Below are 22,372 nucleotides of genomic sequence, written 5' to 3'. Positions count from 1 at the left end.
GGTTTTAGTCCTCATATATCATTTTTCGAGTCATGCCTCCGTCAATAATCAGGTTGGTCCCTGTGACAAAGGTATTGCTCGGATCCGACAAATATAAACATGCGCGGGAGATATCTGAAGGGATGCCCACACGTCCTGCAGGATGTTGTTCATGATCTGCTTGTTTCAATTCATCGACGTTTCCTGTTTCAATCCATCCGGGACTGATACAATTGACCCGAATATGATCTTTACCCAGTGAGACCGCCATAGCATGTGTAAGTGCGACGATAGCTCCTTTGGATGCTGCATAAGCTTCCGTTTCAGGCTCAGACATCGATGCTCTTGTCGATGCCATATTGATGATGGCACCACCATGTTCATTTTTCTTCATATGCTTCGCTGCTTCACGGCTTGCAAGAAAGGTGCTTCTTACATTGGTATTAAGCACATCGTCCCACTCGTCTACCGTAAGCTCGTAAGGAGATTTCCATCTAGCGACGCCTGCATTGTTAATCAATATATTAATGTGATCGAATGCCTCCAGCGTTGTGTTGATCAGGTTCGTAATTTCCTCCTCTTTCCGAACATCACACTGAACAAAGATGGCTTCGCCTCCTTCATTACGTATGGAAGCCGCCGCTGCTGCGCCCTCTGCTTCCTGGTAGTCTGCCAATACTACTTTTGCGCCTGCAACGGCATAGGCCTCCGCCACACTACGCCCAATCCCCTGAGCTGCTCCGGTCACAACGACGACTTGATCTGTGAATGACATAACTATTCCTCCTCTATAATCTATGAATTAGGATGACCCTTATCGGACAAACATATGTCGAATGAAGGCATCAGGATTTGGAAAAAGAATCTCTCTTATATATAAAAACACGTTTACCCTGTTAAGAAACGCTTGTCCACCAAAAAGACATTAAAAAAAGCTTACGCCACGATGGCGCAAGCCAGTCGAATTATCCGTGCACACGCTCTGTATACCGTCGATTGTTGCGCTCAAAGCCTACATAACGTGTACCCTTGAAGGAAAGACGACCTTCATCTCCCTCCGAGCATAGACCGTACTCTTCGCCTCTCACTTTGAATTCAAGACGATCCCCACTCTCCACTTCAAAGGTGACGTAATACAATGTACGGGCCGAACTGCCGGATTCAGCGTGCGACTGACTAACCTGCATTCTCCTGCCTGTAATTCGTGAAGGAACCGTAAGTAGTGGTTCGGTATTGTTACGTCCCCATCTCAACACTTCTTTGCCCACGGATAACAATACAATGCCTATAATCAGTACAAACACAATTGGAAAGACCGTTCCAAACAAATCAAACATCCAAGATGATTCAATGCCCATGTCTCTCCCTCCGTTCATAATCTTACCTAGGAAAGCCGAAGTCTTGACCTGTTTCAGTAATGTATATGCGGCCAGGCATAAAACTTGTTCATTGGATTAAATATTTGAGCAACAAAACGGAAAGAACCGAAAAATGAACCTAAGCGTTCATCTTTCGGTGAGGTTAACTTATAACTGGAATATCAGCAATATGAACATGAATAGGGGTTTGGTATGACTTAATATGATAAGTCGCACGTTCTGAAACCCTTGGTTTGAAGTACAATGTCCCGTTTTTTAGCGATACTGAAGCGACCAAAAAGTATATATCCTCGTACATGTTCAATTCTTGAAACACACATTTCCTTATCTCTTGACTGACTGAATCGTGATATTCAATGATCGCCTGCGACTTCTTATTGAAAGGCCGAATTTGATATGTTACTTTGGCGCTGAATTTATTGGTTATCTTCGAGATATGTGTAATTTCGATCTCACTGCCTAATTGCTGTAACAGATCGTGAGTATTGCTCACCATATCCTTCTGATCATCGTCCAATGCTATTTGGTTCAATACTTTTGCGAACAGATCCGTCATGAACTGCTCTTTTTCTTGATCCGTTTTACGATTAAATACGGTTGGAGAGACACCCACATCATAATACTTCATCCATTTTTCCGTTGGTCTACTCGACTCTGCTATTGTATGCTCCTCAAGGAAAGGACTTAGTACAATATATAGATGATCATAACGTCCCGTAATGAAGCCCTGCTCTCTTAGTTTTCTCGCAAATCTGGTGGAGATGTGATGAATCTCTTGATGTACCTCATATATGTTTCCTGCATAGGGGGGAAGAGGTTTGTTACGTGTTGGCTCCTCAAATAGTCTTATATCAAGGATTAACTTCTCTTTCATATGTTCACCTCTAGTTGTTGTGTGTTGTGTTAGGTTTTTTTTACTTTTTGAATAGCTTCTAATTCTTAACGGGTCCACCAAGGTAGTCACTTTTGCCTTCCCAAGCATTAATCAAGTGCGTCCACCATTCTAGTGACACTGATCCCAGATGTATCTCAAATGCTGACAGTGCCAACTTCTCATCGCGTAGAATATGATTCTGAATATCCTCCAAAAGACCTACCGATGCTAACACTCTAACATCCCTGTCTCCTTCAGTATGTAGAAGTTCTATGGTTTCAAATAGCTTCTCAAATTCATCGGTTTGTTTGTTCTTATACAGAGCAACAATATGTTCAGCCAGATCAGACATTTCCATATAAAGCAGCCGTTCTTCGCCTTCTTCGTAATTTTCTTTCATATAGTTCTCTGATCGTTCCTTGTAAGAAGGACAACTATCAATTAACAGGTTCATAACCATATCTAGTTCAATCATCTGCTTCTCCCACTCTGTGTTTTTCTTTGTGCTTAACGACGATATACGAATTTTGGCAAAAAGGAAGCCAGGTTCTCCATAACCCTTCCAGCTCACGAAATGAGATTTTTCTATTATAATGCGCTTCGTTACAATTGATGGTGTGACTTAATGAATCTACTAAATAAAAATGCGTTTCATCATAACCTACAACTGGAACAAAATGCAAATAACGTTGCTTGGGGTTTACTCGAATGAACATAATCACAGGGGTACCTAGACTTATTTGCTTCTTCAACGTGTCGATGTCTCCACGTAGGTAAGATGCATCATACCCCAGTCTTTGGAAAAAGACAATAATTCCCTTAGGACTAATGGTTCCATCGAGCAATTTCCTCGGATACTTCTCATATAACTTCTGACCATCAGCGTCAACCCCAAAGTTTCTCAGAACAAAAGCACTAGAAAATGCTGCACACTCATAATGATCTTGCATTGGCATTTCGTTATTAGATTCGATACAGTAAGCGTTCGGGATGGCCTGAGTATCTATCTGATCTTTCCTCGGAATCTTATAATAATACCAGATCACGACAAGTACGATGATGAGACCTAGTGACATAGGTTTAGCTCCTTGTAAGTAAGATTGATACTCATCATGTCATCTTCTTAAAGTCATTTTTGATTAAAGCATAGATGACGTTATCTACAAATCGGTTCTTCCAGTAGTAATTATCCTTTAATAATCCCTCTGCTTGGAAGCCCACCTTCTCAAGCACTTTTCTAGAGCTGACATTCTCAGGTTCAACAAAGGCTTCGATTCGGTTTAATTCAAGCGTAGTGAACCCGTACTCGATGATCTTCCCTAAAACCTCTGTCATAACCCCTTGACGCCAGTATTGTGGAGTAAGCTCATACCCGATTGCCGCTTTATGATGATTCTTCGCCCAACCGTGAAACCCACATGTCCCTACGACTCGGTTGTCAGACTTCAAAGCGATCCCCCAGCGAATAGCCTGCTTGTTCTCGAATCTATGATGCCAGGTTTGAATGAGCTTCTCTGCTTGTTCAATATTCGTAAAGCTCTCCACATCATAATATTTTGTCACCTCATCCAGAGAAAAGGTTTGAAATATATCATTCGCATCATCATGTATGATCTGTCTTAATACAAATCGTTCTGTTTCTAATTCAGGAAACGTGGATATAAGCTCTGCTCGCGCTTGTATTAGCCATGGATGTACCAATTTTAACTTCGAACGATTATCCAACACCTGATTCAGATAAATTAGGATGCCTTCATTTAATTTCAACTCATCCACTTTGTACCTAGCTTCAAGTAAGTATTGATGATCCCCTGGAAGTTCCCAAGAAATTTTGTCTGAAATGAAGAGAACCTTGTCCATAAGAGAGGCTTTTGCTTTCAAAGTTGTGTGACATTCGATTGCGTCTAATATCTCTAGATCGGTAATGTTGAAGATTTGCCTCGCCATAGCTTTGGATAGCTTCTGATGTACGATACGACCATAGCTATACTCTTCATTCATGATTTCTATAGAGAGTTTCTTCGCTAAATCCAACATTTCAGCAACAGGAACAACATTGCTAATATCGTGAAGCAAAGCAGCCTGCTCAGCTTTTACAGGATCAGCTCCATAAAGCGTAGCGACATGTTTGGCTTCTGAAGCAACCGAGAGCGTATGTGCTAGAGTCTCATCATCCTCATGCACTGCAAAAAAAGCTTCGATGTCTTTCTTGAGATCACCTGTAAATTGCATGTCCTTTAGATATGTTTGGAGAGCTTCATTCATATTGAGATCCACCTTTACTATGATTTCTACTATTCCTACTCATTTGTTCATTACGTTCTTAACAGATCAGTAATTCCTTCTTTCAGATCATTAAAAATAGGTCTCTGCACAATATTAATGTCATTCAGGTCAATGTCTTCAATGCTCTTAAACATAAGCTGCAAAGATTCGTTCTGTGGGTCTCTAAATGTGAGATTAACGCCATCTTCAGCGAGACTGCCTTCTAAGTCAGCTTCCAAATTAAATAAGAACATAACAAATACAACTTTATTTCCGTCAGGATATGTATACTTCATTCGCTCTCCAGTATATATAGCGTGTAAATGATATTGCTTAACCGTAAGCCCCGTCTCTTCTTGTACTTCCCTTATCATAGTCTCTTCAATGGCCTCACCAGCTTCCATTCCACCGCCAGGTAATCCCCAATCACCATAATCCGATCGTCTCTGTAATAACACTCTGCCATAAGAGTCTTTGATAATGGCCCCGCCTGTAACAATAATATTTCTACTCATCGTTTCAGTCCTATTCATGGTTAGGATATGTGCAATACGTATTTTACTTGCGTTTTATTTTGTCCCTGGATCGTTTCAGTCTTTTCTGTAACTGGTACAAAGCCTCTCTTCTCATAGAAGGCTCTGCCTACCTGATTATCTTGGCCTACCCATGCAAATAATTGATGAATGGGCTTTAATATCTGCATGTATTCCTGTATAAAATCATTGCCGATTCCCATTTTGTGAAAGTCAGGTCTTACATAAATTCGTAACAACTCAAACTCCTCTTCATTCACTTGTCTGGTCTGAGCATATCCAACAGGTTTCTCATTGTATTCAGCGATTAAGAAACTTCGTTTCGTACTCTGGCTGTCTCTCTCAATAGATAAACGTAAATTTTCATTAGAATACGCTCTACTAATAAAATCACGAATGTACTCCTCAGCGTAGATTTCGCCGTAAGTATACGTCCATGTCTCATGCGCTATGGATTGAATGTAAGGGATGTCCTCATTTGCAGCAAACCTGATTTTAATCATAGGCTATCCTTCTCCCCGGATTATAGTTTTAGGAACACTCAAACACATGAAAAGAAGTACCTTTGCCATAGCCATCCTTCACCTCATGCAGCTGAACATGGTGAAAATCGTTAGCCTTAAGGAGCTGCTCAAACTCTTCAATATCATAAAGTCTTACAGGAAAATCCATAATCTCTGTTTTTTCGATGGTATGATCTTTAATCAGTTGGTACTTCAATCTCGTGACAAGTGTTGACTGCTCCTGGTCATAATGCACTTTTTTGTATAGAACAATACGTTCATCGTTCAATTGCTTTTGGCTCTCTTCTCTCCATTCTGCAATCTCCTCAATCTCGTTACCTTTTAGCATGATCGTTAATAGAAGACGTCCATCTTCCTTTAGTGCAGATCTCAGATTAACTAAACTTGGTTGGATCAGTTCAGTGGGCAACAACGAGAAAGAGCCAAATGGAATCATGATTAGATCGTACTGACTAGCTGCAGCGAACTCTTCAATCTTATGGAAGTAGACTTGCGGTGCTAAGTTTAATGCTTTCCCCTTCTCCCTACACACCTTAAGCATATCCTCTGAAATATCAAATCCCTCGATGTTAATGCCACGTTGCATAAAAGGAATCAGCATTCTCCCATTTCCACACATCGGTTCAAGTACACGAATATCTTCTCGATCAGCAAAAGAAAGGTAGAAATCGAGCTCCCTGCCTTCTGCCATCGACTTATCCACTTCATACATTCTCGTACACAGCTCACCGTAGTAGCTCATTTTCTGTTTTGCTCCTTTATGAGGGTAACTTCACTTTATCTTACTTATGATCTGCGTAACTTTTGGATGCACATGGACTAGGTAATCATCAGGCGTATTTTCGTCAATGAAAAGTGCTCTAGTCTCTTCACCTTGATATTCAGCATGTTCGTATGCAAATAACTTGAATCGAATATGATCTAGATCCGAATTCTTAGGTAGCACAATGCAGCGATACGTAATACGATCCCTATGTAAGATATGCATCAAGTCCTGCAGATCATTCGGTCTGTACCAGTATACGGTTTCGTTCTCTACGAATGAATTTTTCAGATTAAACACGTTCTCTTTACTTTTTATTCTAGTGCGTTTTTCAATATAATCTCGATCCTCCGGAAAAGCTGCAAAGTTGCATTCAAAGTAAGGAAATAATAAATCATGTTCTGTATCTATAAATTGAGAGAGAATATTCGCCTCCTCTTGAATGGCTAAATGGAAATGGTACAAAGCTCGCTCTGAATGCTCGTATACTGGCAACTACTTCACTCCTGCTCTATTGTTTAGTCAATCAATCTGATATATCTTTTTATAGTTTTCTCGCCTTGATTACGAAGGTTACCGGAAACATCGTTGCTCTTTTTGCAAGATTATTCTCATCACCGTGCAGTTGAAGGATGTCTTGATCTGTTTCTTCGATCATATGCTCAATGACAAACCCTGCTGCAGCCAGCGCATTGATGTAAGTGGATAGCGTGCGATCAGATAAGGTTAATTCGCCCTGAACATCATCAGGATTGACCAGATACCATGATTCATCATGATAAGGTTTGTTCAATACGAATCTATTATTGTCTTCAACCATACATCTATGTACAGGGTGAGACCAACTGAAAATGAACACTCCATCTTTTCTTAAATACGAAGCTATTCTCTTGAAGGTACTTTCAAGGTCGGTTGTCCAGCCGATCGCATAAATCGAATAAACGATGTCAAAATAGTCACTTGGAACGCCACATTCTTCTTCCATCGGAGAACAGATTAAAGTCGCTGAAAGACCGCAAGTTATTAAATGCTGCTCTGCCTTCTCAATTTGATTCTTGGACATATCCATTCCCCATAGCTCAGCAGCCTGGCGCTCTCCCTGGTATTGTAGAGATTGGCCATTCCCACAGCCTATTTCTAACAACTTTTTGCCAGAAACATCGCCGAATAACTGATGTTTTTCTTCTGATACAAATGCTCCATATAGCGGAAGTACGATTGCTTTTAAAAAGTCATTTCCTTGGGTGTCCCAATATATGCTGTTCGTTTGGTGCACAGTCTGCTTATTCACCTAATGACCTCCTATTTCTTGCTACTAAACTCTTGAACATACTCTCTCGAATCGTGTATCTTTTTATTTCTATGAAATAGACAATCTTATGGCTTCCAGCTGTTTTGCTTTTACAAATGCTTTCTCCAAAAATGCTCTAATGGATAGCTCTTCATAGTCCCAGTTCATAGGCTCTAGTGCAGTTGCACCTGTATAGCCTGTGCCCGCAATTTGATTCATGGTTGTAGACCAATCAATCGAACCGTCGAAAGGCAGTCCATGCTGCTCACGACTTCCATTATCATCATGTAAATGAACTGCCATTAACCTGGAACCATACATAGATAACAGATCTTTGCCAGGATAATAGCGATAGTGGTGTCCACAGTCATAACAAAAGCCAATCCGCTTGGAGTCCACTTGATCCAGTACCTGCGTCAAATTAGTAAAGTTTCTTAAATTCTCAAACGCAACATTTACATTAAATTGCTCCGCTTGTTCTGTTATTCTCTTCATTCTCTCTACTCCCAATGTATTGTATGGATGGTCTTCGCTCGGTAAATGTACAACCATTGTTGGAATTTCATACTCGTTGCAGTCCACGATACATTGTAAGTAACTGTTGGTAACGCTTTCGCCGTTCAGATTATCAGTCCAAAGATCATGTTCATAATGTATTGGTGCATGGATGTTCTCAATGACAAGTCCTGCTTCTCTTGCAAGCTGTGGCCCGCTCCGGTAGTCGCCGCGACCAAAATGTTCACTCCACCATAATAGAACACCATCAAATCCAGCTTCTTTAATTAACTTATAACGCTCCTTCATCAATACTTCATACCCAAACCAATCATAAATCGTAATCATACATCTCTTCCTCTCTTCAATTAGACTGAATGGTTGTTGTCAGTTTTTTATTAAAGTATAGGATCGTACATGCCATTAAAACTGTAAAGATACTCATTGTCGATTCGTATATAACCTAAAATACAATGATTCCTATTTCTGCTCACTATGCCAGAGTAGTTCTTATTATCCTTGTTTCCCTCAGCGACCAGTATGACATCATCGTAAAGTTCAAGCACAATTCCTACATGATCATGCGAGTCATCAGATAACAGTTTCTCATATATAACGATATCTCCACGTTCAGGTGTAAAGTTATGATCTTGATCATGGTGAAAAAAACCTGTCTCAGGTAGCTGCGACCATTCCAACAGTGCACCTACTCCAGCTAAACGGTAGTCTGCATTGGGGTAACGGATCGGGAGAAAAATTCCAGATAACATACAGCAATGATACACAAACGCCGCACACCAATTCCCTTGTAAAACCTTATGTATATCTGGATCCGGCCAATACTGACAAATTTCACGGTATCGTTGATCCCCCGGGATGCCAACAATAACTTGTCCCGCTAACTCTTCCGCTATCTTGGCTAACTTTTGACGTTTATCAATGAAATCGCTGTGAGTACAGCTATCCGTTGCTGCTATCTCATCTATTTCTGTATGATCGACAGAGATGGATAGTTCATTGAGCGTATTTACAAGCCTTTGTGCAAATGCCTGCGGTACAGGTTGGTTAATATGTTGGACATACGCTTGAAGGATAATAGCATCCTTGATAATTTCATCATAAGGTTCGTTAACCTGCTTAAGCTGTTCTTGGTAGAATATTGCGCGTAGAATACGACGTTGCTCTTCCTTGGAGAAGATCTGCAAGTCTCTTAATAAAGGTCTTAAGGTATCAGCACTGTTCACGCCAGGATAATGAGCAATTCCCGTTTTGTAATAATAAAATTGGTGCAGCAGTCCTGCGATGGCACTAATTTCAGTCTCAAGTCCTCTTTTCAACGCAAGGATTGCTGCATAAGACGATACTCCATACAGTCTTACGGATGCTTCCTGTTGTCGAATAGGGCTATCCATATTGAGTATCATGTCATTCACAAGTGTACGGATCTGATTCATCCGTGACGTTATGATATCCATAGATTATCCCATCCCTAATTAATCTACTGTAACGGCATAAATGCTACTTTCCATATGTTGTTCTCATCTTTAATCATTTGAAAATATGATGTGGCTCCTGCCTCTTTCTCATATTGTATATATCCTTCGTACTCATCTTGATGGTAAAATTCACCTTTTTCAATATTTCTAAAATTAGCTGCAATCTGTTCTTGATTACCACGATCCCTTTCAGGAATCTGTTGATCTTCCAATCTTGACCAGGCAATATAACCTTCTCTTTGGGTGTACAAGGTATAATTAACGTCATTGTCACCATGGTAACTTGAGTATACGTACATTTTTGCAACACTCATGGGATCTACATTCAACAATACGGATTCATCTAACTCATCTTTTAATTGCTCATAGATTCGCTTCTCATCTTGTTCTAAGTCAAAAGATAAACTAGACTGCGGAGTAGCGTCATTGCATCCTGCAATAATCATTGCGCAAAAAGAAATAAAGACTAACACATATTTCATGATTAGCTCCTTCTTCTCATGTTATGACGCAAGAGAGACCTTTTACCTGTCCATACGCGTTAGCTTAGTATCTTTTTCATATCTACTCGGGTATATGTCTTCTCGTAGCTTGTACCTTCTTCGTTGAAATAAATTGCGTCTTTGGAGTACGGTGCTGAAATTGCATGATATCCGTGATGAGTAATAAGTTTAATCATTTTGGGATTTTCAATGGGATCAACACTCACATACATCTCTGTATAACCTCGCTGCTTGGCAAGATGTTCTCGATACTTTATCAAAGCTGATCCTATGCCGTTTCCACGATACGTCACTTTCACATATAAATCACTTAATTTCGGAATGCGCTCTCCTCTTAATTTTAAAACGCCAAAGCCTAATATGACATGATCCGTTTCAGCAACGACCAGTATTGCCTCTTGTTTCTGTTGTTGTGTTAGATAAGTGATGAACAGCTCTTTGTTATTCCGAATTGAGCAAAGTCCGTCTATATCGTTTACAGTAGCCATCCTTACGATGTATTGCATTAATGACACTCCCTACGTTCCATACCTGCTTATTTATATTGACATCATATGCGCAAAATGGGGTTATTTACAATTCTGAAATGACACCTATCCTTATTCTTCTTCTCATAAAAGGGATACTAGAAAAAGTTATATAGGCCGTCTTCAAAATAGTCATACTCTTTATCCGATAATCTTAGCTTGCCATATGCGTCATAGAATATTTCCTTATCCCTCTCATCTTCAAAAGCGTTATGTTTCGGTCTAATCGCTAATGCAACATCATATCTAGGATCGCCATAAGCGGCGCCTGACCAGTCAATCACACCGACAATATTACAATCGTGCACCAATACATTGTCTATCGTAAAATCACCATGAATCAGCGTATTCGTAATTGGTTCTGGCCTTACTTCTTGGATCCGTTTAAGAAGCTCTTCTGTACCGTCTACTGTAAAGTTATTCCGATTATAATCGGCTTTCAATAACATGTTATCCAACCAATCCGTATCATTTTTCATCAAGGCCTCCGGACAGGAACTCTCATGAATCTTTTTGAGACAACGTGCAAAGTTAACTATTGCTTTTTCTTTATCTTGAGAATCAGGTTCTTTAGATAGAAACTCTCTTAGCGTAATACCCTCTATGTGATCCATCAAAAGCCATTTCGTTTGATTCTTTATATGTAATGAATACGCTTTCGGAATAGGTAAACCTAATAGACGGAGATGGTGCAGTGCTTCATATTCTTCAGACAACCATTCATTGTAAAGGAGGCCCTCTGTTTTTTTGACGATGTATTTCTTATCTGGGGTATGCAAAATAGCTACGATCGAAGTATGACCTTGCTTGTTGGGAAAGCTAATGTTCCGAATCTCACCAACCTGCTGAATGATCTCTGTTGGAATATCTTGAATATTCATCCTTCCACCCTCTCGATAAGCTTTCTCTAGTTTGAGCCCAGTTAACATGTTATTTTCAGTACTCCCCGTTGTACTCAGCAAAGCTAGTTTGTTTGAAAAGCCTAATATGGTAAGGAATGCATATCTCCTTGAACGTTGGACTTAAGTCCTCAATGATGCAAAGTGCTGCATCTACATAATCCTCCGAAATGAACACTTCTTCATCTAGAAACCCACTTAATAGCGCGGAGTCCTTCCCTTTATGTTTCAAGCAAAGAAAACCGTACCCCGGGTCAACAATGACCAGATTCATCATTTGATGCTCATCCTGTTCTTTATTCTTATCGTAGAATCGTACAGTAAAGTCATCATCTTTATGATAAATCTCTACATCACAGGAAAAATTCTTGTAGCTAAACTTCATGATTTCACCTGCTCTCCTTCTTTAATCTAAATTTATTAAAAGGGCTCTGAGGTTTTAATAGGAAAAATAAATTATAGGCTCTTACATGTTAGTTATATCTTGATACATCGGATGTTTGTAAATTTCCCTTGTGATCACGGTCTGATCAATTTCTTGAATCATATAAGCTTTGGCGTTTTCTTGAGAAGTAATTACTTTATATTGATCATCTTTATAAATAACCGCACAGTTGTTTTCGATGGCGATCCCAGGCATATTCATTCCCTTAACCATTTTCGCGAAATCTACAGATCGAATATCCTCGTTGTAATGCGGACAATGAATTCCGCTCAGAATGCCCATAGCCTTTAATTTAATATAATGCCATACTCCAGTATGTTCGAACGCTCCTGAGTCACTATGTCCGTATTCATACCAACAAATTGAACCGGCGCTCATGCCAGATAAAATAACTCCCGAGGCGTATGCCTTTTTCAGTAAATTATCCACTTCATGCTGTTGCCATATGTCCAACATCTTTCTGGTATTTCCGCCACCTACATATACGATATCTGCCGACATAATCATGCCTTCAATTTCATCTTTAGTATATGTGCATTTTGTCAAAAGCAAATGTTTGACCTCACAACCTAATCGATCACGATATAACCGTTCAAAGGATTCACAATATCCTTCCGCGTCCATACTGGCAGTAGGAATAAAAACCACTGTGGGGTTCATTTTATTACTCAAGCCTACAATCGTCTGATCTATTTCATATGTTTCAAATGTGCTGATTTCTCCGCCACCAATAGCAACAATGATGCCCATTTTAATCCCTCCATTGATAATAAAATAGGATGATCATTTAAGAATCAGACTAAATAAGATCTTCTAGAACAAAGATCTTACCATATTGACCTTCATCACTAATACTTCCGACACTCACTTCTTCTCGATTCCTAATATTCTTCCATGTGCCATAACTTACTCCCCCGGAATTTTCAATTAGGTCTTCAAGTTACTATAAAATCATCTTATACAAGCCTGCTTCTCCCAAAAAATCCGATTTTGTAAGTCCAACTTCTCCTAATAGTATCCGATAATTGGTTATGCTTCCATCATGAGATATGATAAAATGCCTTTTATTGTTCTGTTTCATCCAGCCTATTAGTTGATTTCCAAACGCTTTGAATAGATCCTCGTCAATTCTATTAATCCCTTCGTTCCAACAATCTAAATCGAAATCAATAATGGTTAGATTCTTATATTCATTCCATTATCTACATGATAACGCATGCTGTTTTATTTGCGAAGCACACGGAAGGACAAATTAGCCTTTCCTACTAAAAAAGAAACGCCCTTATTTAGGAGCGTTTCTGTAGAAATTCTGTGATCTAGACTTAATATTTGAATGTTATTCCGAGCTTACCAGTAGCCTAAGCGTACATCATGTCCATAAACCCGCGAGTTACGTCTGCGCCTTCAGCCGTTTCTGGCTGGTCTACCTGTGCGTTATTTGCCATACAAGCTTTCACGGCTTCTTCGGTTGTGCAACGATTGGCATCATCACATGTGTAGCATAAGTGAAGCATGTATCTGGTTAATTCGTCCGCCTGCGTGAATTGAGTTTGTTCGTTTGTTCTCATCTTCATCACTCCTTCTCTTCTTGAATTCAATATAACATCCTTTGAATTTTTATTTTGTGATTTATTTCACAAAGTATCTAAAAAGAAAAGAAACCCGTAGGTTTCCTTCTTGTAATATGTGTTGTACCTTGCGATTATAGTACCTTCCAGCGGATACCGCCATCTTCCGTTTGCAACAATAAGGATCGTTTGGTATCCGTATTTTCAACCAGCACCCAACCCAGCTTCGTAGATACCATCTGGATCTTCACGATCTCCGGATAGTCTTCCTGAATCTGATCGAACACTTTACTTCTCGGAAGTGCGCTCCAGGTCTTCCCTCCATCTTCTGTATGGTAGGTTATACCTTCATGTATCGTCCATCCATGCGTAGCATTAAGAAATGTTGGCGCAAGATTGCGATTAAGCCCTGTTTGCTTATTGAGCGAGAACGTAGATAAACTCCAGCTCTTACCTCCATCGTCAGTGAAAAAACCATTAAACTTGGTGCGATCTCCCGTTGAACAGGATAATGCCATCCAAGCTCCTTTGGCTTCTCGTCCGAAAAATTGGGGTGAGCTAATGCCAAAATTACCACATCCACTAAATTTCTCGCGATCGAAGAACGAAGCTCCAGCCTTCCAATCCTCTCCACCATTAGTCGTAACGTACAACTTCGGTGTCCCAAAATCAAGTGCTGTTAAGAATCCATGTTTTGCATCTGAAAACGTTAATCCTGTTGTATACCCACGTGTAGGAATCTCTCCCAAGCCAGTTTGCTCGTCATCATCACTCTCAGACATCGCTTTCCAGGTAGTTCCACCATCTTCAGTGACATACAGCTTTTTGTCCTGTTTACCGATCGAGGTATCTACTGTAGTGAGAATCCATCCTTTTTCCGGAGAAACAAAAGAAATTGCCGTCACCTTATCGGTCTTAGACAGCGAGGATAAGCTCCAGCTAGCTCCCCCATTGTTGGTGCGAAGCACAATCGTATCTGTTCCACCCATACCTTCACGCACGATCCATCCGTGTGTACGGTCTACAAAATATATACTCTGACCGTACTGTGGATTGGCTGGGAACTGCACATTCTCTGAAGGAGAAATATTCGTCCAGGTGGCTCCTTCATCCTGCGTATAATACAACCGTAGTGCATTTCTTGTGACTCCCCATGCTAAACCACCGTTCGAATTCAGGAGCTGAAAATCGGTCAAGCGAGTCTGAATCTGATACTTGGCCATATCAGCCGCTTCTGTACTGTTTACTGGTGGAACAACGGTTAATGTTTGTCCGGTATTTCCGGTCTCATCCGTCTCCTGAGGTGGCTGAGCCACCGGAGTTTCTTCTGAATCCGTGCAGGCGGCCAATATGGCTGCTATACCTACACACAGCAGAGCTGTCTGCGCGATTTTGATCCAATGCCAACGCAAGTGGTTCCACCTCTCTCATCCCATAAGAAGGCGCGCATGCCTAGCTTAACGGGTCACTTTTACGAACACAACAATATACACTTCAATCATTCTACCACAAAACATGTCGAAAAGGCTCGTGGGCACGTACACCCAGTACCAAGAAGTACACTTGTAAGGCCATATGGGTTTGAAGGATAAAGATATAATTCGACGTAAATTTACCATAACAGACAATCTATTGTGAAAAAGTTTATAGACAGACCTCGCTTTTCCGGAAGATATCCCTTAATATGGATGGAAGTACATCTAAAAAGGAGAGGATATAAACATGGCAAATAGTACGAACCTTAAACCCAGTCGTGTCGTTATTATAGGCATGGGTGCGGTAGGAACAACAACGGGATACACGCTGATGTTAAGACAGCGCTCATCCGAGTTGGTATTTGTGGATGTGAATCATGACAAAGCAACAGGTGAAATGCTCGATATGAACCACGGTCTTCCTTTTACCGGGGGCGTAAAAGTATGGGCTGGCGATTATTCAGATTGCAAAGACGCTGACATCATCATCATAACAGCGGGCGCATCACAGAAGCCTGGCGAGACACGCATTGATCTGCTGAAGAAAAATGCAAGCATTTTCAAAGACATTATTGAGAAGATCACAGCCGTTAATTCTCATGGTATTTTGTTGATTGCTACTAATCCTGTAGATATCCTCTCCTACACGTCCTGGAAACAAAGCGGCTGGCCTGCTTCCCGTGTTATCGGCTCAGGAACGTTGCTAGATAGCGCGCGTTTCCGTTATCTGATTGGTAAAAATAAAGGCATTGATCCACGTAGCATCCACGCTCATATTATCGGTGAACATGGGGATTCCGAAGTACCTGTATGGAGTCTTGCGAACGTTGCAGGAACGAATCTGGAGCTGGATGAAGAAACGCAAGAGGATATCTTTGATCGCACCAAGAATGCAGCCTATGAGATTATTAATGCCAAAGGAGCAACTTCTTATGCAATCGCATTAGCACTTGATCGCATTGTTGCAGCAATCCTTGGGAATGAAGGCTCTGTCCTGAATGTATCTACCTTGCTTGAAGATTACAATGGCGTGTCTGATGTCTATCTAGGCGTTCCATGTGTCGTAGATCGTCACGGTGTGCGCGAGATTCTACCACTGCCATTGAATGAGAAGGAAAAGATCGCTTTCCAGGCTTCCGCAGACAAATTAAAAGAGCAAATTGCAGGTTTGGAATAGTAAACTTGATGACATCATAACCCCTATGGATATTGGGCTGTTAAGAATAAGCATCATCATCATTTAATACAACCATCTGGATTTACATTTCAAGAAGATCCAGATGGTTTTTTTACTGTTTAAGAAGACGTTTAATTAAGAAAATTGAGTTAGACATTCTACATTTACTATTTTAACGTTTGATACAATTTATTATATTTTTAGAATAATAAATAACCATCTAGCGTTTAGTTTACATAATATTAATTACGTAAAATATAACTTTAATCACATAACATTTATACTTCTAACTATAAAAGATCAAACACTTTAAACTTCAACTAAAAGCGATCTTTCATAGTTAATTTTACCTAGGCAAACATTTTTAATCAGACTCCGTCCCAAACAGGAAAAAACCGCATCTCCGTTGATCTGCGGCTTCTTCCTTATTTATGAATCACTTAGGTGTTAAAGGTAGGTATTTTTACATCAAGCAGCGCCATCGCTTCCTCTTTCTCCCGACTGGTGACATGCGTGTAGACGGTTGTAGTTTGAATGGATGAGTGACCAAGTAGCTCTTGAACCGTTCGCAGATCCGCCCCTCGGCGTAACATCATTGTCGCAAATGAGTGCCGCAGCTTATGACTGGAATAGTTCTGTCGCTGCGCGGATGGGGATTGCTGCTGGAATCGTTCAAAGGTTTCAGTCGAGATGAGCTGAATGCTGCGAATAGACAGTCGTTTACCCTTTTGCGATACAAAGAGCGCCTCTTCCTTCGCACGCCATGGGGTTAAACGTTCTTCTAAAGCTTCGGACAATAGATCCGCAACTGTATCAGGAACGGGCAGCGTGCGCCACTTCCGTCCTTTCCCGAAGACATTTAGCGTGCGTCTCTCTTCATTATAATCCTTGCAGTTAAGGGCGTGTACCTCTCCGACCCGTAATCCCATATACCCCATTAGGAGAAAAATAGCCAAATTCCGCGTTCGATACTTGCCCTCAACCGATTGCAAGAACCGCTCCAACCCGCTCTCATCCAGGAAAACGGGCGCACGATTCTTCTCGGTTTTGGACTTCTTGATTCCAAAGGCAGGATTCGCTGTTACTAGCTCTAATTCAATGAGTGATTTGTAAAAGCAATGAATTGCAGCATGCTTTCGGTTTCTAGTCGCATCACTTACTCCTCTTTCCCGAGCTTGAGACAAGTACGATAACACATGCAGTTTTTTGACCTGATCTACCGCTTTACCCTTAATCGAAACAAGAAATTCAGCCACATCACCAGTATAGGATTTCACGGTATACCCCGTGTAGCCGGCATCCTTCATCCATATATGAAAAGCCTCAAGCTCCTCTGCATATTGCTCCCTGATCTCTTCAGATATCATCTATGTTAGTCACCACAATTCTATTGGTAGTGTATATTTAGTAGTATTCGTCAGTCGACAATAACGATATTTATCAAAGGCTCAACCATCTCTGGGAGACCCTCACTACGTGTAATCACAAATGACGGTAGTGGATTCTCGTGAAGTCCGTTTACAGATTCACAATTTTGCACAACCAATTCCATGCGTAGCGTTTCTCCCGAACCAGGAACATGAATTTGCGGCCATTCTTTGTTCGTGCAAGCCGGCCAGTTTGCAAGCTCATTAGCAGGAATAATGCTTAAACGTGTTGTTTCGGCAGCAATACGGTATATTCCCGTACATACAGGCTCTTCTCCGAGCTTGTCCATCGGCAATTTAGCCTGTTCAGCCCCATTAGGCGCTGCATAGATGGAATAACACCAAGGCGAAATGCCCCATGCAGTGGCCATCAATCCTTCATTTAATAGCTGAGAAGACAGATCACCTTCATTAAAACGTTCAACTAAATTGTGATTTCCCACGCCAAGCAACTCCTCTACACGTGCAACCATGCGGGGCAGATCCGCAAGAATAAAGCCTGCACTACCATAGGAGTCAAACACATGATGGTCTCTCGTCCATACCGGCGTTGATGAAAGTTGCTCTTGCGTAGGTTGCGCTGGGAAAAGTGCGATAACAACCGTTACCACCTGGGCATATTTGACCATAGCCATCTGTTCTGGTTCCAGCGGCACTTCTGCGATTCGCGGTGTTTTCCTGTGAATTGATATACGAAGCTCGTACTCTCCTTCAGGGAAATCAGACCATCCTAATTCTACACTATAGTCTATACCTTCAATGGAATCTATGGAAAGCTTGGTTTCGGAATTTAAGTTCACTGTATATTGTACAAAGCTCAGTTCTTGCCCATATATAATGGAAGCATCTTGTCTTACGACAGGAGCATCAAGTTGCTGAGCAATAACTGAGACCTTGCGCCCGTCCTTCAAGCAGCGTTGTGGATCAATATCCAGTTCTATGCGATCAGCTTCTGTTTCCTGTGAAATAATCAACTTCGCCTCTGTAAGTACAGCAGAGTCTGTTAATGCAAAACCAAAATTCGAATTCATATGTTGATTCGTATGTAAATGTGTATTCATGATACATCCCCTCTCCTCTGTCTGATGGCATGTCACAACCCCAAATATATGTCATATTGGAACAACCCGCAACCCCAAGACAATGATATGAGTCTACATGCACCTTAATACATACCCATGAAACAGGTCTTAGGAACCGCTATTCTGATAGAGGTTGTTCAAAAAGTCCGCTTTTGATTACGAAGGATGTGCGAGTGGCATCTCAGCATCGAATATGGGATTCAGCCGAAATAAGTGGATAACCCGCGAAATTGAAATGAAAAAACCTCCTGTCTCTCTTCGCATAAGCGAAAGCTCAGGAGGTATGACCTAATTTTTTTCCACATGATCTAATGATTGAGATTACTGTTCGGTTTATTTTGAGTTCAAATGACTGTGATGGCGGCCATATAAGAAATAAATCACCAGACCAATCAGTAACCAGATGAAGAATGTAATCCAAGTGAGCATCGCAAGTCGAGTCATGAGATACACACAGCCGATGGCGCTGAGGATCGGAATCCATGGAACGAATGGGACGCGGAAGCCACGTTTGAGATCAGGATTGTTTTTACGGAGCACAATAATCCCCAGACTGACCACCGCAAATGCAAACAATGTCCCGATATTGGTCAATTCCGCGAGATGTCCGAGGGAGATGAATCCAGAAAATAACGCTACAATAATCCCCGCAACCCAGCTCCCTACGGCAGGAGTTTGACTCTTGCCACTAACCTTCGAGAATACCGGGGATAACAGCCCGTCCCTTGACATCGAATACAATAATCGCGTCTGACCATACATCATCACCAGCAGTACCGTAGTAATACCTGTAATGGCGCCAAGTGCAACGATCCAAGATAAGCCATGCAAGTTAACGAACTCAAAGGCAAAGGCTACTGGATCACTAACATTCAACATATGGTACGGCACAATCCCCGTCAGGATTAGCGAAACGACGATATATAATACGGTACAGATTGCGAGCGAACCGATAATGCCAATCGGCAAATTTCGCTGAGGCAGCTTCACTTCTTCCGCTGCGGTAGATACAGCATCAAACCCGATATACGCAAAGAATACCGTCGCCGCTCCAGCGGTAACACCCGAAATGCCAAAAGGCAGAAATGGCTGCCAATTATCAGGCTGAACGTAGAAGACACCTACACCGATGAAGATCAACACAACGATTATTTTCAGAGCAACCATAATCCCATTGGCGCGCGCTGCCTCTTTTACTCCTCGAGTTAACAAGAAGGTGATAATCAACGTAATGACCGCTGCTGTGATATCAAAATACGTTCCCTTCTCTGGACTAAAGGCGCTCGTTAGCTCATGAGGTAAGTGCAATCCAAATCCAGACAATAGACTTTGAAAATAACCAGACCATCCACTAGCCACTGCCGCACTTGCAAAACCATACTCCAGAATCAGATCCCATCCAAGGATCCAAGCAATCACTTCACCAAAGGCGGTATAGCTGTAAGTATACGCACTCCCCGAAGCGGGTACACTTGAAGCAAATTCAGAATAACATAGTGCAGCAAAAGCACAGATTAGCCCTGCCAGCAAAAAGGAAAGCACGAGACCCGGTCCTGCGTATTTAGCAGCGGCCACACCTGTGAGTACAAATATACCCGTGCCGATAATAGCACCTACACCAAGGGTCATTAGATCCAGTGGCCCTAACACTCTTTTCAGCGCACTACGTTCTCCCCCACTTACAGCAATTGGTTTTTTGCGAAACAATGAAGATCGTGATTCATTTTTGCTCATACATAAATTCCTCTCGTCGTGAAAGTATCACCTGTTCATCTGTTCTATAAAAAAGTGGTTTGTTCTATCTTATCGACCACCTATAAAAAACTAGTCAATTCTACACGTTATCGCGTTGCTTGATTAAAATTTTATTTAGAGAGATGTCATATGTTGTGTTTTTTAAGCGAAAAGTATCATGATATCTTGCCCATGAAAGATAATAAAAATCGATTTAAACGAAAACTGCGTATAATTTATATTATGCGCAGTTTTTAATTCACTTTTTCGAATCAATAGAGTGTTTAAAATCGTTGTTATATGCATTTATGTGAATAACAGCTTATTTCGTTTATTTACGCTGTCCTTCCGTCACGATTCCTGTCTGTCTAAAGCTCCTCAAGGCGCAAAAAAACCGCATGATCCCATGCGGCTCTTGGTTTAACCTTTATTTTTCGATGTCCTTCATCTACCTCTTTATTTTATTTTCGATTCAATTAATAATACCCCAAGATTATGAAAAGATGATCCGTTCTGCATCAGTCATCTGATATTGTGCTAGCAGATAGCTGGTACTCTCCAACGCTTGACGACGAACTGCACTTAGATCCACATGCAACAACTTACCTTCTCTCTTCACCGGTTGACCTGCCACAAATACAGTATCAACGTTGGATGGATTGGCGAATTGCACAATAGCTCCAATTGGATCATGAACCGGGAACAGATTCAGATCCGTAGCACGAATCATAATCAGGTCTGCCTCTTTGCCTGGTGTCAGTGTACCAATCTTATGCCCCAGTCCCAAAGCTTGCGCGCCAGCCGATGTGGCAAATCTTAACACCTGACTCGACTGCAGATTCAGCTCTCCAGGCATTTCTCCCTGCTGCAATAATTGCTCATTCGCTCTTGACCGCTCTGCCTGCAGGGCAAACTTCATCTGGGAAAACATATCGCCACCCGTAGATGTCACAACATCCACACCGAGTGTTGGTGTGCCTCCATTCTCCAGAAAATATCCAGTCGCCGGATATCCATGCCCCATCATCATTTCTACCTCAGGTGTAACAGAAAGCGATGCACCTTGATCAGCAAGCATTTTGTACTCATCAATTCCCATCGTATTGCCATGAACCACATTGATTCGCGGACTCAATAGACCAGCCTCATGTAACTTTGTTACCGAGCGATCCACACTTCCCCAAGTCCCGAATCCTACATGCATGGAACATATGGCGTCTAATTCCTCTGCAAGATGAATCTCTTTGACCGTTGTATCCCAGTGACTGAATTCCGGACCTCGAATGGCAAGACCGTACGTCAGCAATTGATCATTTGATGAGAAGTATTGCTGCTTCACTCTACGTACATCGTTGGAGTATGTAAGGAGACTATCTCTATTCCAGTAATTCGTTTCTCCAGGAACACCCTGCGCAAACACCGCACGAATTCCAGCATCCTGAAGCCCGCGAATCAATTCATCTGTGTGCTCTGAAGAGTATGGCATGCTCCAATCCAATACCGTTGTCACTCCAGCATTAAGCGCTTCCAAAGATCCTAACAAATTCGCGATGTAGCTGTCTTGAGGCCGAAGTTTGCTTCCCATTGCTCCATAATAGAGATTTTGCAAATACACAGGAAGCGACCAATTCGTTCCTGTTGTCTTAACCAGGGACTCCCACACATGACGATGGGTATCTACCAGCCCTGGGAGCACAATCATATCGGATGCATCGATAACCTCTGCTTCCGCGCACTCCAGATCAGGCTTGATAGCTATTATTAAAGAATCCTCAATCAAGACGTCTGCCCTTTTGTACTGACCAACCGAGGCATCCATTGATACGACACAACCATTTTTCAGCAAATAACTTTTCCCCATTAGACACATCTCCAATCATAGTTTTAGTTGGATATGACTTGTATGACGGTGTGAATCAGCGCTGAACGATAATGA

At 41.4% G+C, this 22,372-nt stretch carries 25 protein-coding genes; 1 reads left to right on the top strand and 24 read right to left on the bottom strand.

Annotated features, from left to right (window positions below; genetic code table 11):
* Window positions 1–4 precede the first annotated feature (4 nt).
* The 20 genes from M3636_RS07980 to M3636_RS07880 all read right to left on the bottom strand — a co-directional run bounded on the left by M3636_RS07980 (window position 5) and on the right by M3636_RS07880 (window position 14,953).
* Window positions 5–754, bottom strand: coding sequence for an SDR family NAD(P)-dependent oxidoreductase (locus M3636_RS07980; protein ID WP_128102134.1), 750 nt, complete (start codon window positions 752–754; stop codon window positions 5–7).
* 190 nt (window positions 755–944) lie between these two features.
* The gene (locus tag M3636_RS07975; protein ID WP_128102133.1) at window positions 945–1,337 is read right to left on the bottom strand and encodes a DUF2500 domain-containing protein; all 393 of its coding nucleotides are present in this window, start codon (window positions 1,335–1,337) and stop codon (window positions 945–947) included.
* Between the two features lie 163 nt (window positions 1,338–1,500).
* Window positions 1,501–2,232, bottom strand: a complete 732-nt coding sequence (locus M3636_RS07970) for a hypothetical protein (protein WP_251381988.1) — start codon at window positions 2,230–2,232, stop codon at window positions 1,501–1,503.
* A 58-nt stretch (window positions 2,233–2,290) separates the two neighbouring features.
* On the bottom strand, window positions 2,291–2,707 hold the full coding sequence (locus M3636_RS07965) for a DUF7674 family protein (protein ID WP_251381986.1): 417 nt from the start codon (window positions 2,705–2,707) through the stop codon (window positions 2,291–2,293).
* Complete coding sequence (locus tag M3636_RS07960; protein ID WP_251381985.1) at window positions 2,700–3,308, bottom strand: cysteine peptidase family C39 domain-containing protein; 609 nt, start codon at window positions 3,306–3,308, stop codon at window positions 2,700–2,702. Before M3636_RS07960 ends, M3636_RS07965 begins: the two co-directional genes overlap by 8 nt.
* A 34-nt stretch (window positions 3,309–3,342) precedes the next feature.
* Complete coding sequence (gene yqeK / locus M3636_RS29725; protein WP_353056271.1) at window positions 3,343–4,497, bottom strand: bis(5'-nucleosyl)-tetraphosphatase (symmetrical) YqeK; 1,155 nt, start codon at window positions 4,495–4,497, stop codon at window positions 3,343–3,345.
* A 50-nt stretch (window positions 4,498–4,547) separates the two neighbouring features.
* The gene (locus M3636_RS07945; protein WP_251381983.1) at window positions 4,548–5,012 is read right to left on the bottom strand and encodes an NUDIX domain-containing protein; all 465 of its coding nucleotides are present in this window, start codon (window positions 5,010–5,012) and stop codon (window positions 4,548–4,550) included.
* Between the two features lie 20 nt (window positions 5,013–5,032).
* The gene (locus M3636_RS07940; RefSeq protein ID WP_251381981.1) at window positions 5,033–5,533 is read right to left on the bottom strand and encodes a GNAT family N-acetyltransferase; all 501 of its coding nucleotides are present in this window, start codon (window positions 5,531–5,533) and stop codon (window positions 5,033–5,035) included.
* 28 nt (window positions 5,534–5,561) lie between these two features.
* Window positions 5,562–6,296 carry a class I SAM-dependent methyltransferase gene (locus M3636_RS07935; RefSeq protein ID WP_251381979.1) on the bottom strand — a complete coding sequence of 245 codons (735 nt, stop codon included), beginning with the start codon at window positions 6,294–6,296 and terminating at the stop codon, window positions 5,562–5,564.
* Between the two features lie 30 nt (window positions 6,297–6,326).
* Entirely contained in the window at window positions 6,327–6,812 is a 486-nt protein-coding gene (locus tag M3636_RS07930) for a hypothetical protein (protein WP_251381977.1), read from the bottom strand.
* A 49-nt stretch (window positions 6,813–6,861) separates the two neighbouring features.
* Entirely contained in the window at window positions 6,862–7,608 is a 747-nt protein-coding gene (locus tag M3636_RS07925; RefSeq protein ID WP_251381975.1) for a class I SAM-dependent methyltransferase, read from the bottom strand.
* Window positions 7,609–7,677: 69 nt separating this feature from the next.
* A complete protein-coding gene (locus tag M3636_RS07920; RefSeq protein ID WP_251381974.1) occupies window positions 7,678–8,451 on the bottom strand; it encodes a sugar phosphate isomerase/epimerase family protein in 774 nt (257 codons plus the stop codon).
* A gap of 50 nt (window positions 8,452–8,501) precedes the next feature.
* On the bottom strand, window positions 8,502–9,578 hold the full coding sequence (locus M3636_RS07915; protein ID WP_251381972.1) for a CHAP domain-containing protein: 1,077 nt from the start codon (window positions 9,576–9,578) through the stop codon (window positions 8,502–8,504).
* Between the two features lie 23 nt (window positions 9,579–9,601).
* Window positions 9,602–10,081 (bottom strand): RNA polymerase subunit sigma, encoded by a 480-nt coding sequence (locus M3636_RS07910; RefSeq protein ID WP_251381970.1) that lies wholly within the window; start codon window positions 10,079–10,081, stop codon window positions 9,602–9,604.
* Between the two features lie 59 nt (window positions 10,082–10,140).
* Window positions 10,141–10,608, bottom strand: coding sequence for a GNAT family N-acetyltransferase (locus M3636_RS07905; RefSeq protein WP_251381968.1), 468 nt, complete (start codon window positions 10,606–10,608; stop codon window positions 10,141–10,143).
* Between the two features lie 119 nt (window positions 10,609–10,727).
* Window positions 10,728–11,510 carry a phosphotransferase family protein gene (locus M3636_RS07900; protein ID WP_251381967.1) on the bottom strand — a complete coding sequence of 261 codons (783 nt, stop codon included), beginning with the start codon at window positions 11,508–11,510 and terminating at the stop codon, window positions 10,728–10,730.
* Window positions 11,511–11,565: 55 nt separating this feature from the next.
* Window positions 11,566–11,913 carry a hypothetical protein gene (locus M3636_RS07895; protein ID WP_251381966.1) on the bottom strand — a complete coding sequence of 116 codons (348 nt, stop codon included), beginning with the start codon at window positions 11,911–11,913 and terminating at the stop codon, window positions 11,566–11,568.
* Between the two features lie 81 nt (window positions 11,914–11,994).
* Window positions 11,995–12,723: a Type 1 glutamine amidotransferase-like domain-containing protein gene (locus M3636_RS07890; protein WP_128102117.1), complete on the bottom strand. Its 729-nt coding sequence runs from the start codon at window positions 12,721–12,723 to the stop codon at window positions 11,995–11,997.
* A gap of 608 nt (window positions 12,724–13,331) precedes the next feature.
* The gene (locus M3636_RS07885) at window positions 13,332–13,541 is read right to left on the bottom strand and encodes a hypothetical protein (protein WP_128102116.1); all 210 of its coding nucleotides are present in this window, start codon (window positions 13,539–13,541) and stop codon (window positions 13,332–13,334) included.
* A gap of 134 nt (window positions 13,542–13,675) precedes the next feature.
* Window positions 13,676–14,953 carry a VPS10 domain-containing protein gene (locus M3636_RS07880; RefSeq protein ID WP_145408514.1) on the bottom strand — a complete coding sequence of 426 codons (1,278 nt, stop codon included), beginning with the start codon at window positions 14,951–14,953 and terminating at the stop codon, window positions 13,676–13,678.
* 310 nt (window positions 14,954–15,263) lie between these two features.
* Between M3636_RS07880 and M3636_RS07875 the strand changes: the two genes are divergently transcribed.
* Window positions 15,264–16,193: an L-lactate dehydrogenase gene (locus tag M3636_RS07875; protein ID WP_128102113.1), complete on the top strand. Its 930-nt coding sequence runs from the start codon at window positions 15,264–15,266 to the stop codon at window positions 16,191–16,193.
* A 440-nt stretch (window positions 16,194–16,633) separates the two neighbouring features.
* Here the strand turns inward: M3636_RS07875 and M3636_RS07870 are convergent, their stop codons facing one another.
* From M3636_RS07870 to M3636_RS07855, 4 genes are all read right to left on the bottom strand, one after another.
* Window positions 16,634–17,560, bottom strand: a complete 927-nt coding sequence (locus tag M3636_RS07870) for a tyrosine-type recombinase/integrase (protein WP_251381964.1) — start codon at window positions 17,558–17,560, stop codon at window positions 16,634–16,636.
* Between the two features lie 50 nt (window positions 17,561–17,610).
* Window positions 17,611–18,681, bottom strand: coding sequence for a hypothetical protein (locus M3636_RS07865; RefSeq protein WP_251381962.1), 1,071 nt, complete (start codon window positions 18,679–18,681; stop codon window positions 17,611–17,613).
* A gap of 354 nt (window positions 18,682–19,035) precedes the next feature.
* The gene (gene bcaP, locus M3636_RS07860; protein ID WP_145408511.1) at window positions 19,036–20,436 is read right to left on the bottom strand and encodes a branched-chain amino acid transporter BcaP; all 1,401 of its coding nucleotides are present in this window, start codon (window positions 20,434–20,436) and stop codon (window positions 19,036–19,038) included.
* A 493-nt stretch (window positions 20,437–20,929) separates the two neighbouring features.
* Window positions 20,930–22,297, bottom strand: a complete 1,368-nt coding sequence (locus M3636_RS07855; protein WP_251381960.1) for an amidohydrolase family protein — start codon at window positions 22,295–22,297, stop codon at window positions 20,930–20,932.
* Between the last annotated feature and the right edge of the window lie 75 nt (window positions 22,298–22,372).

This window comes from Paenibacillus sp. MER 99-2, from assembly GCF_023714095.1.
GTDB lineage: Bacteria > Bacillota > Bacilli > Paenibacillales > Paenibacillaceae > Paenibacillus.
This window is presented reverse-complemented; position numbering and strand designations above follow the sequence as displayed.

What these genes read in the sequence shown, in the direction of transcription:
- M3636_RS07885 (WP_128102116.1), bottom strand. Translation starts at nt 13,541, where the DNA reads ATGAGAACAAACGAACAAACTCAATTCACGCAGGCGGACGAATTAACC.
- M3636_RS07935 (WP_251381979.1), bottom strand. Translation starts at nt 6,296, where the DNA reads ATGAGCTACTACGGTGAGCTGTGTACGAGAATGTATGAAGTGGATAAG.
- M3636_RS07970 (WP_251381988.1), bottom strand. Translation starts at nt 2,232, where the DNA reads ATGAAAGAGAAGTTAATCCTTGATATAAGACTATTTGAGGAGCCAACA.
- M3636_RS07920 (WP_251381974.1), bottom strand. Translation starts at nt 8,451, where the DNA reads ATGATTACGATTTATGATTGGTTTGGGTATGAAGTATTGATGAAGGAG.
- M3636_RS07960 (WP_251381985.1), bottom strand. Translation starts at nt 3,308, where the DNA reads ATGTCACTAGGTCTCATCATCGTACTTGTCGTGATCTGGTATTATTAT.
- M3636_RS07905 (WP_251381968.1), bottom strand. Translation starts at nt 10,608, where the DNA reads ATGCAATACATCGTAAGGATGGCTACTGTAAACGATATAGACGGACTT.
- M3636_RS07875 (WP_128102113.1), top strand. Translation starts at nt 15,264, where the DNA reads ATGGCAAATAGTACGAACCTTAAACCCAGTCGTGTCGTTATTATAGGC.
- M3636_RS07865 (WP_251381962.1), bottom strand. Translation starts at nt 18,681, where the DNA reads ATGAATACACATTTACATACGAATCAACATATGAATTCGAATTTTGGT.
- M3636_RS07890 (WP_128102117.1), bottom strand. Translation starts at nt 12,723, where the DNA reads ATGGGCATCATTGTTGCTATTGGTGGCGGAGAAATCAGCACATTTGAA.
- M3636_RS07915 (WP_251381972.1), bottom strand. Translation starts at nt 9,578, where the DNA reads ATGGATATCATAACGTCACGGATGAATCAGATCCGTACACTTGTGAAT.
- M3636_RS07910 (WP_251381970.1), bottom strand. Translation starts at nt 10,081, where the DNA reads ATGAAATATGTGTTAGTCTTTATTTCTTTTTGCGCAATGATTATTGCA.
- bcaP (WP_145408511.1), bottom strand. Translation starts at nt 20,436, where the DNA reads ATGAGCAAAAATGAATCACGATCTTCATTGTTTCGCAAAAAACCAATT.
- M3636_RS07980 (WP_128102134.1), bottom strand. Translation starts at nt 754, where the DNA reads ATGTCATTCACAGATCAAGTCGTCGTTGTGACCGGAGCAGCTCAGGGG.
- M3636_RS07900 (WP_251381967.1), bottom strand. Translation starts at nt 11,510, where the DNA reads ATGAATATTCAAGATATTCCAACAGAGATCATTCAGCAGGTTGGTGAG.
- M3636_RS07855 (WP_251381960.1), bottom strand. Translation starts at nt 22,297, where the DNA reads ATGGGGAAAAGTTATTTGCTGAAAAATGGTTGTGTCGTATCAATGGAT.
- yqeK (WP_353056271.1), bottom strand. Translation starts at nt 4,497, where the DNA reads ATGAATGAAGCTCTCCAAACATATCTAAAGGACATGCAATTTACAGGT.
- M3636_RS07965 (WP_251381986.1), bottom strand. Translation starts at nt 2,707, where the DNA reads ATGATTGAACTAGATATGGTTATGAACCTGTTAATTGATAGTTGTCCT.
- M3636_RS07945 (WP_251381983.1), bottom strand. Translation starts at nt 5,012, where the DNA reads ATGAGTAGAAATATTATTGTTACAGGCGGGGCCATTATCAAAGACTCT.
- M3636_RS07870 (WP_251381964.1), bottom strand. Translation starts at nt 17,560, where the DNA reads ATGATATCTGAAGAGATCAGGGAGCAATATGCAGAGGAGCTTGAGGCT.
- M3636_RS07975 (WP_128102133.1), bottom strand. Translation starts at nt 1,337, where the DNA reads ATGGGCATTGAATCATCTTGGATGTTTGATTTGTTTGGAACGGTCTTT.
- M3636_RS07940 (WP_251381981.1), bottom strand. Translation starts at nt 5,533, where the DNA reads ATGATTAAAATCAGGTTTGCTGCAAATGAGGACATCCCTTACATTCAA.
- M3636_RS07895 (WP_251381966.1), bottom strand. Translation starts at nt 11,913, where the DNA reads ATGAAGTTTAGCTACAAGAATTTTTCCTGTGATGTAGAGATTTATCAT.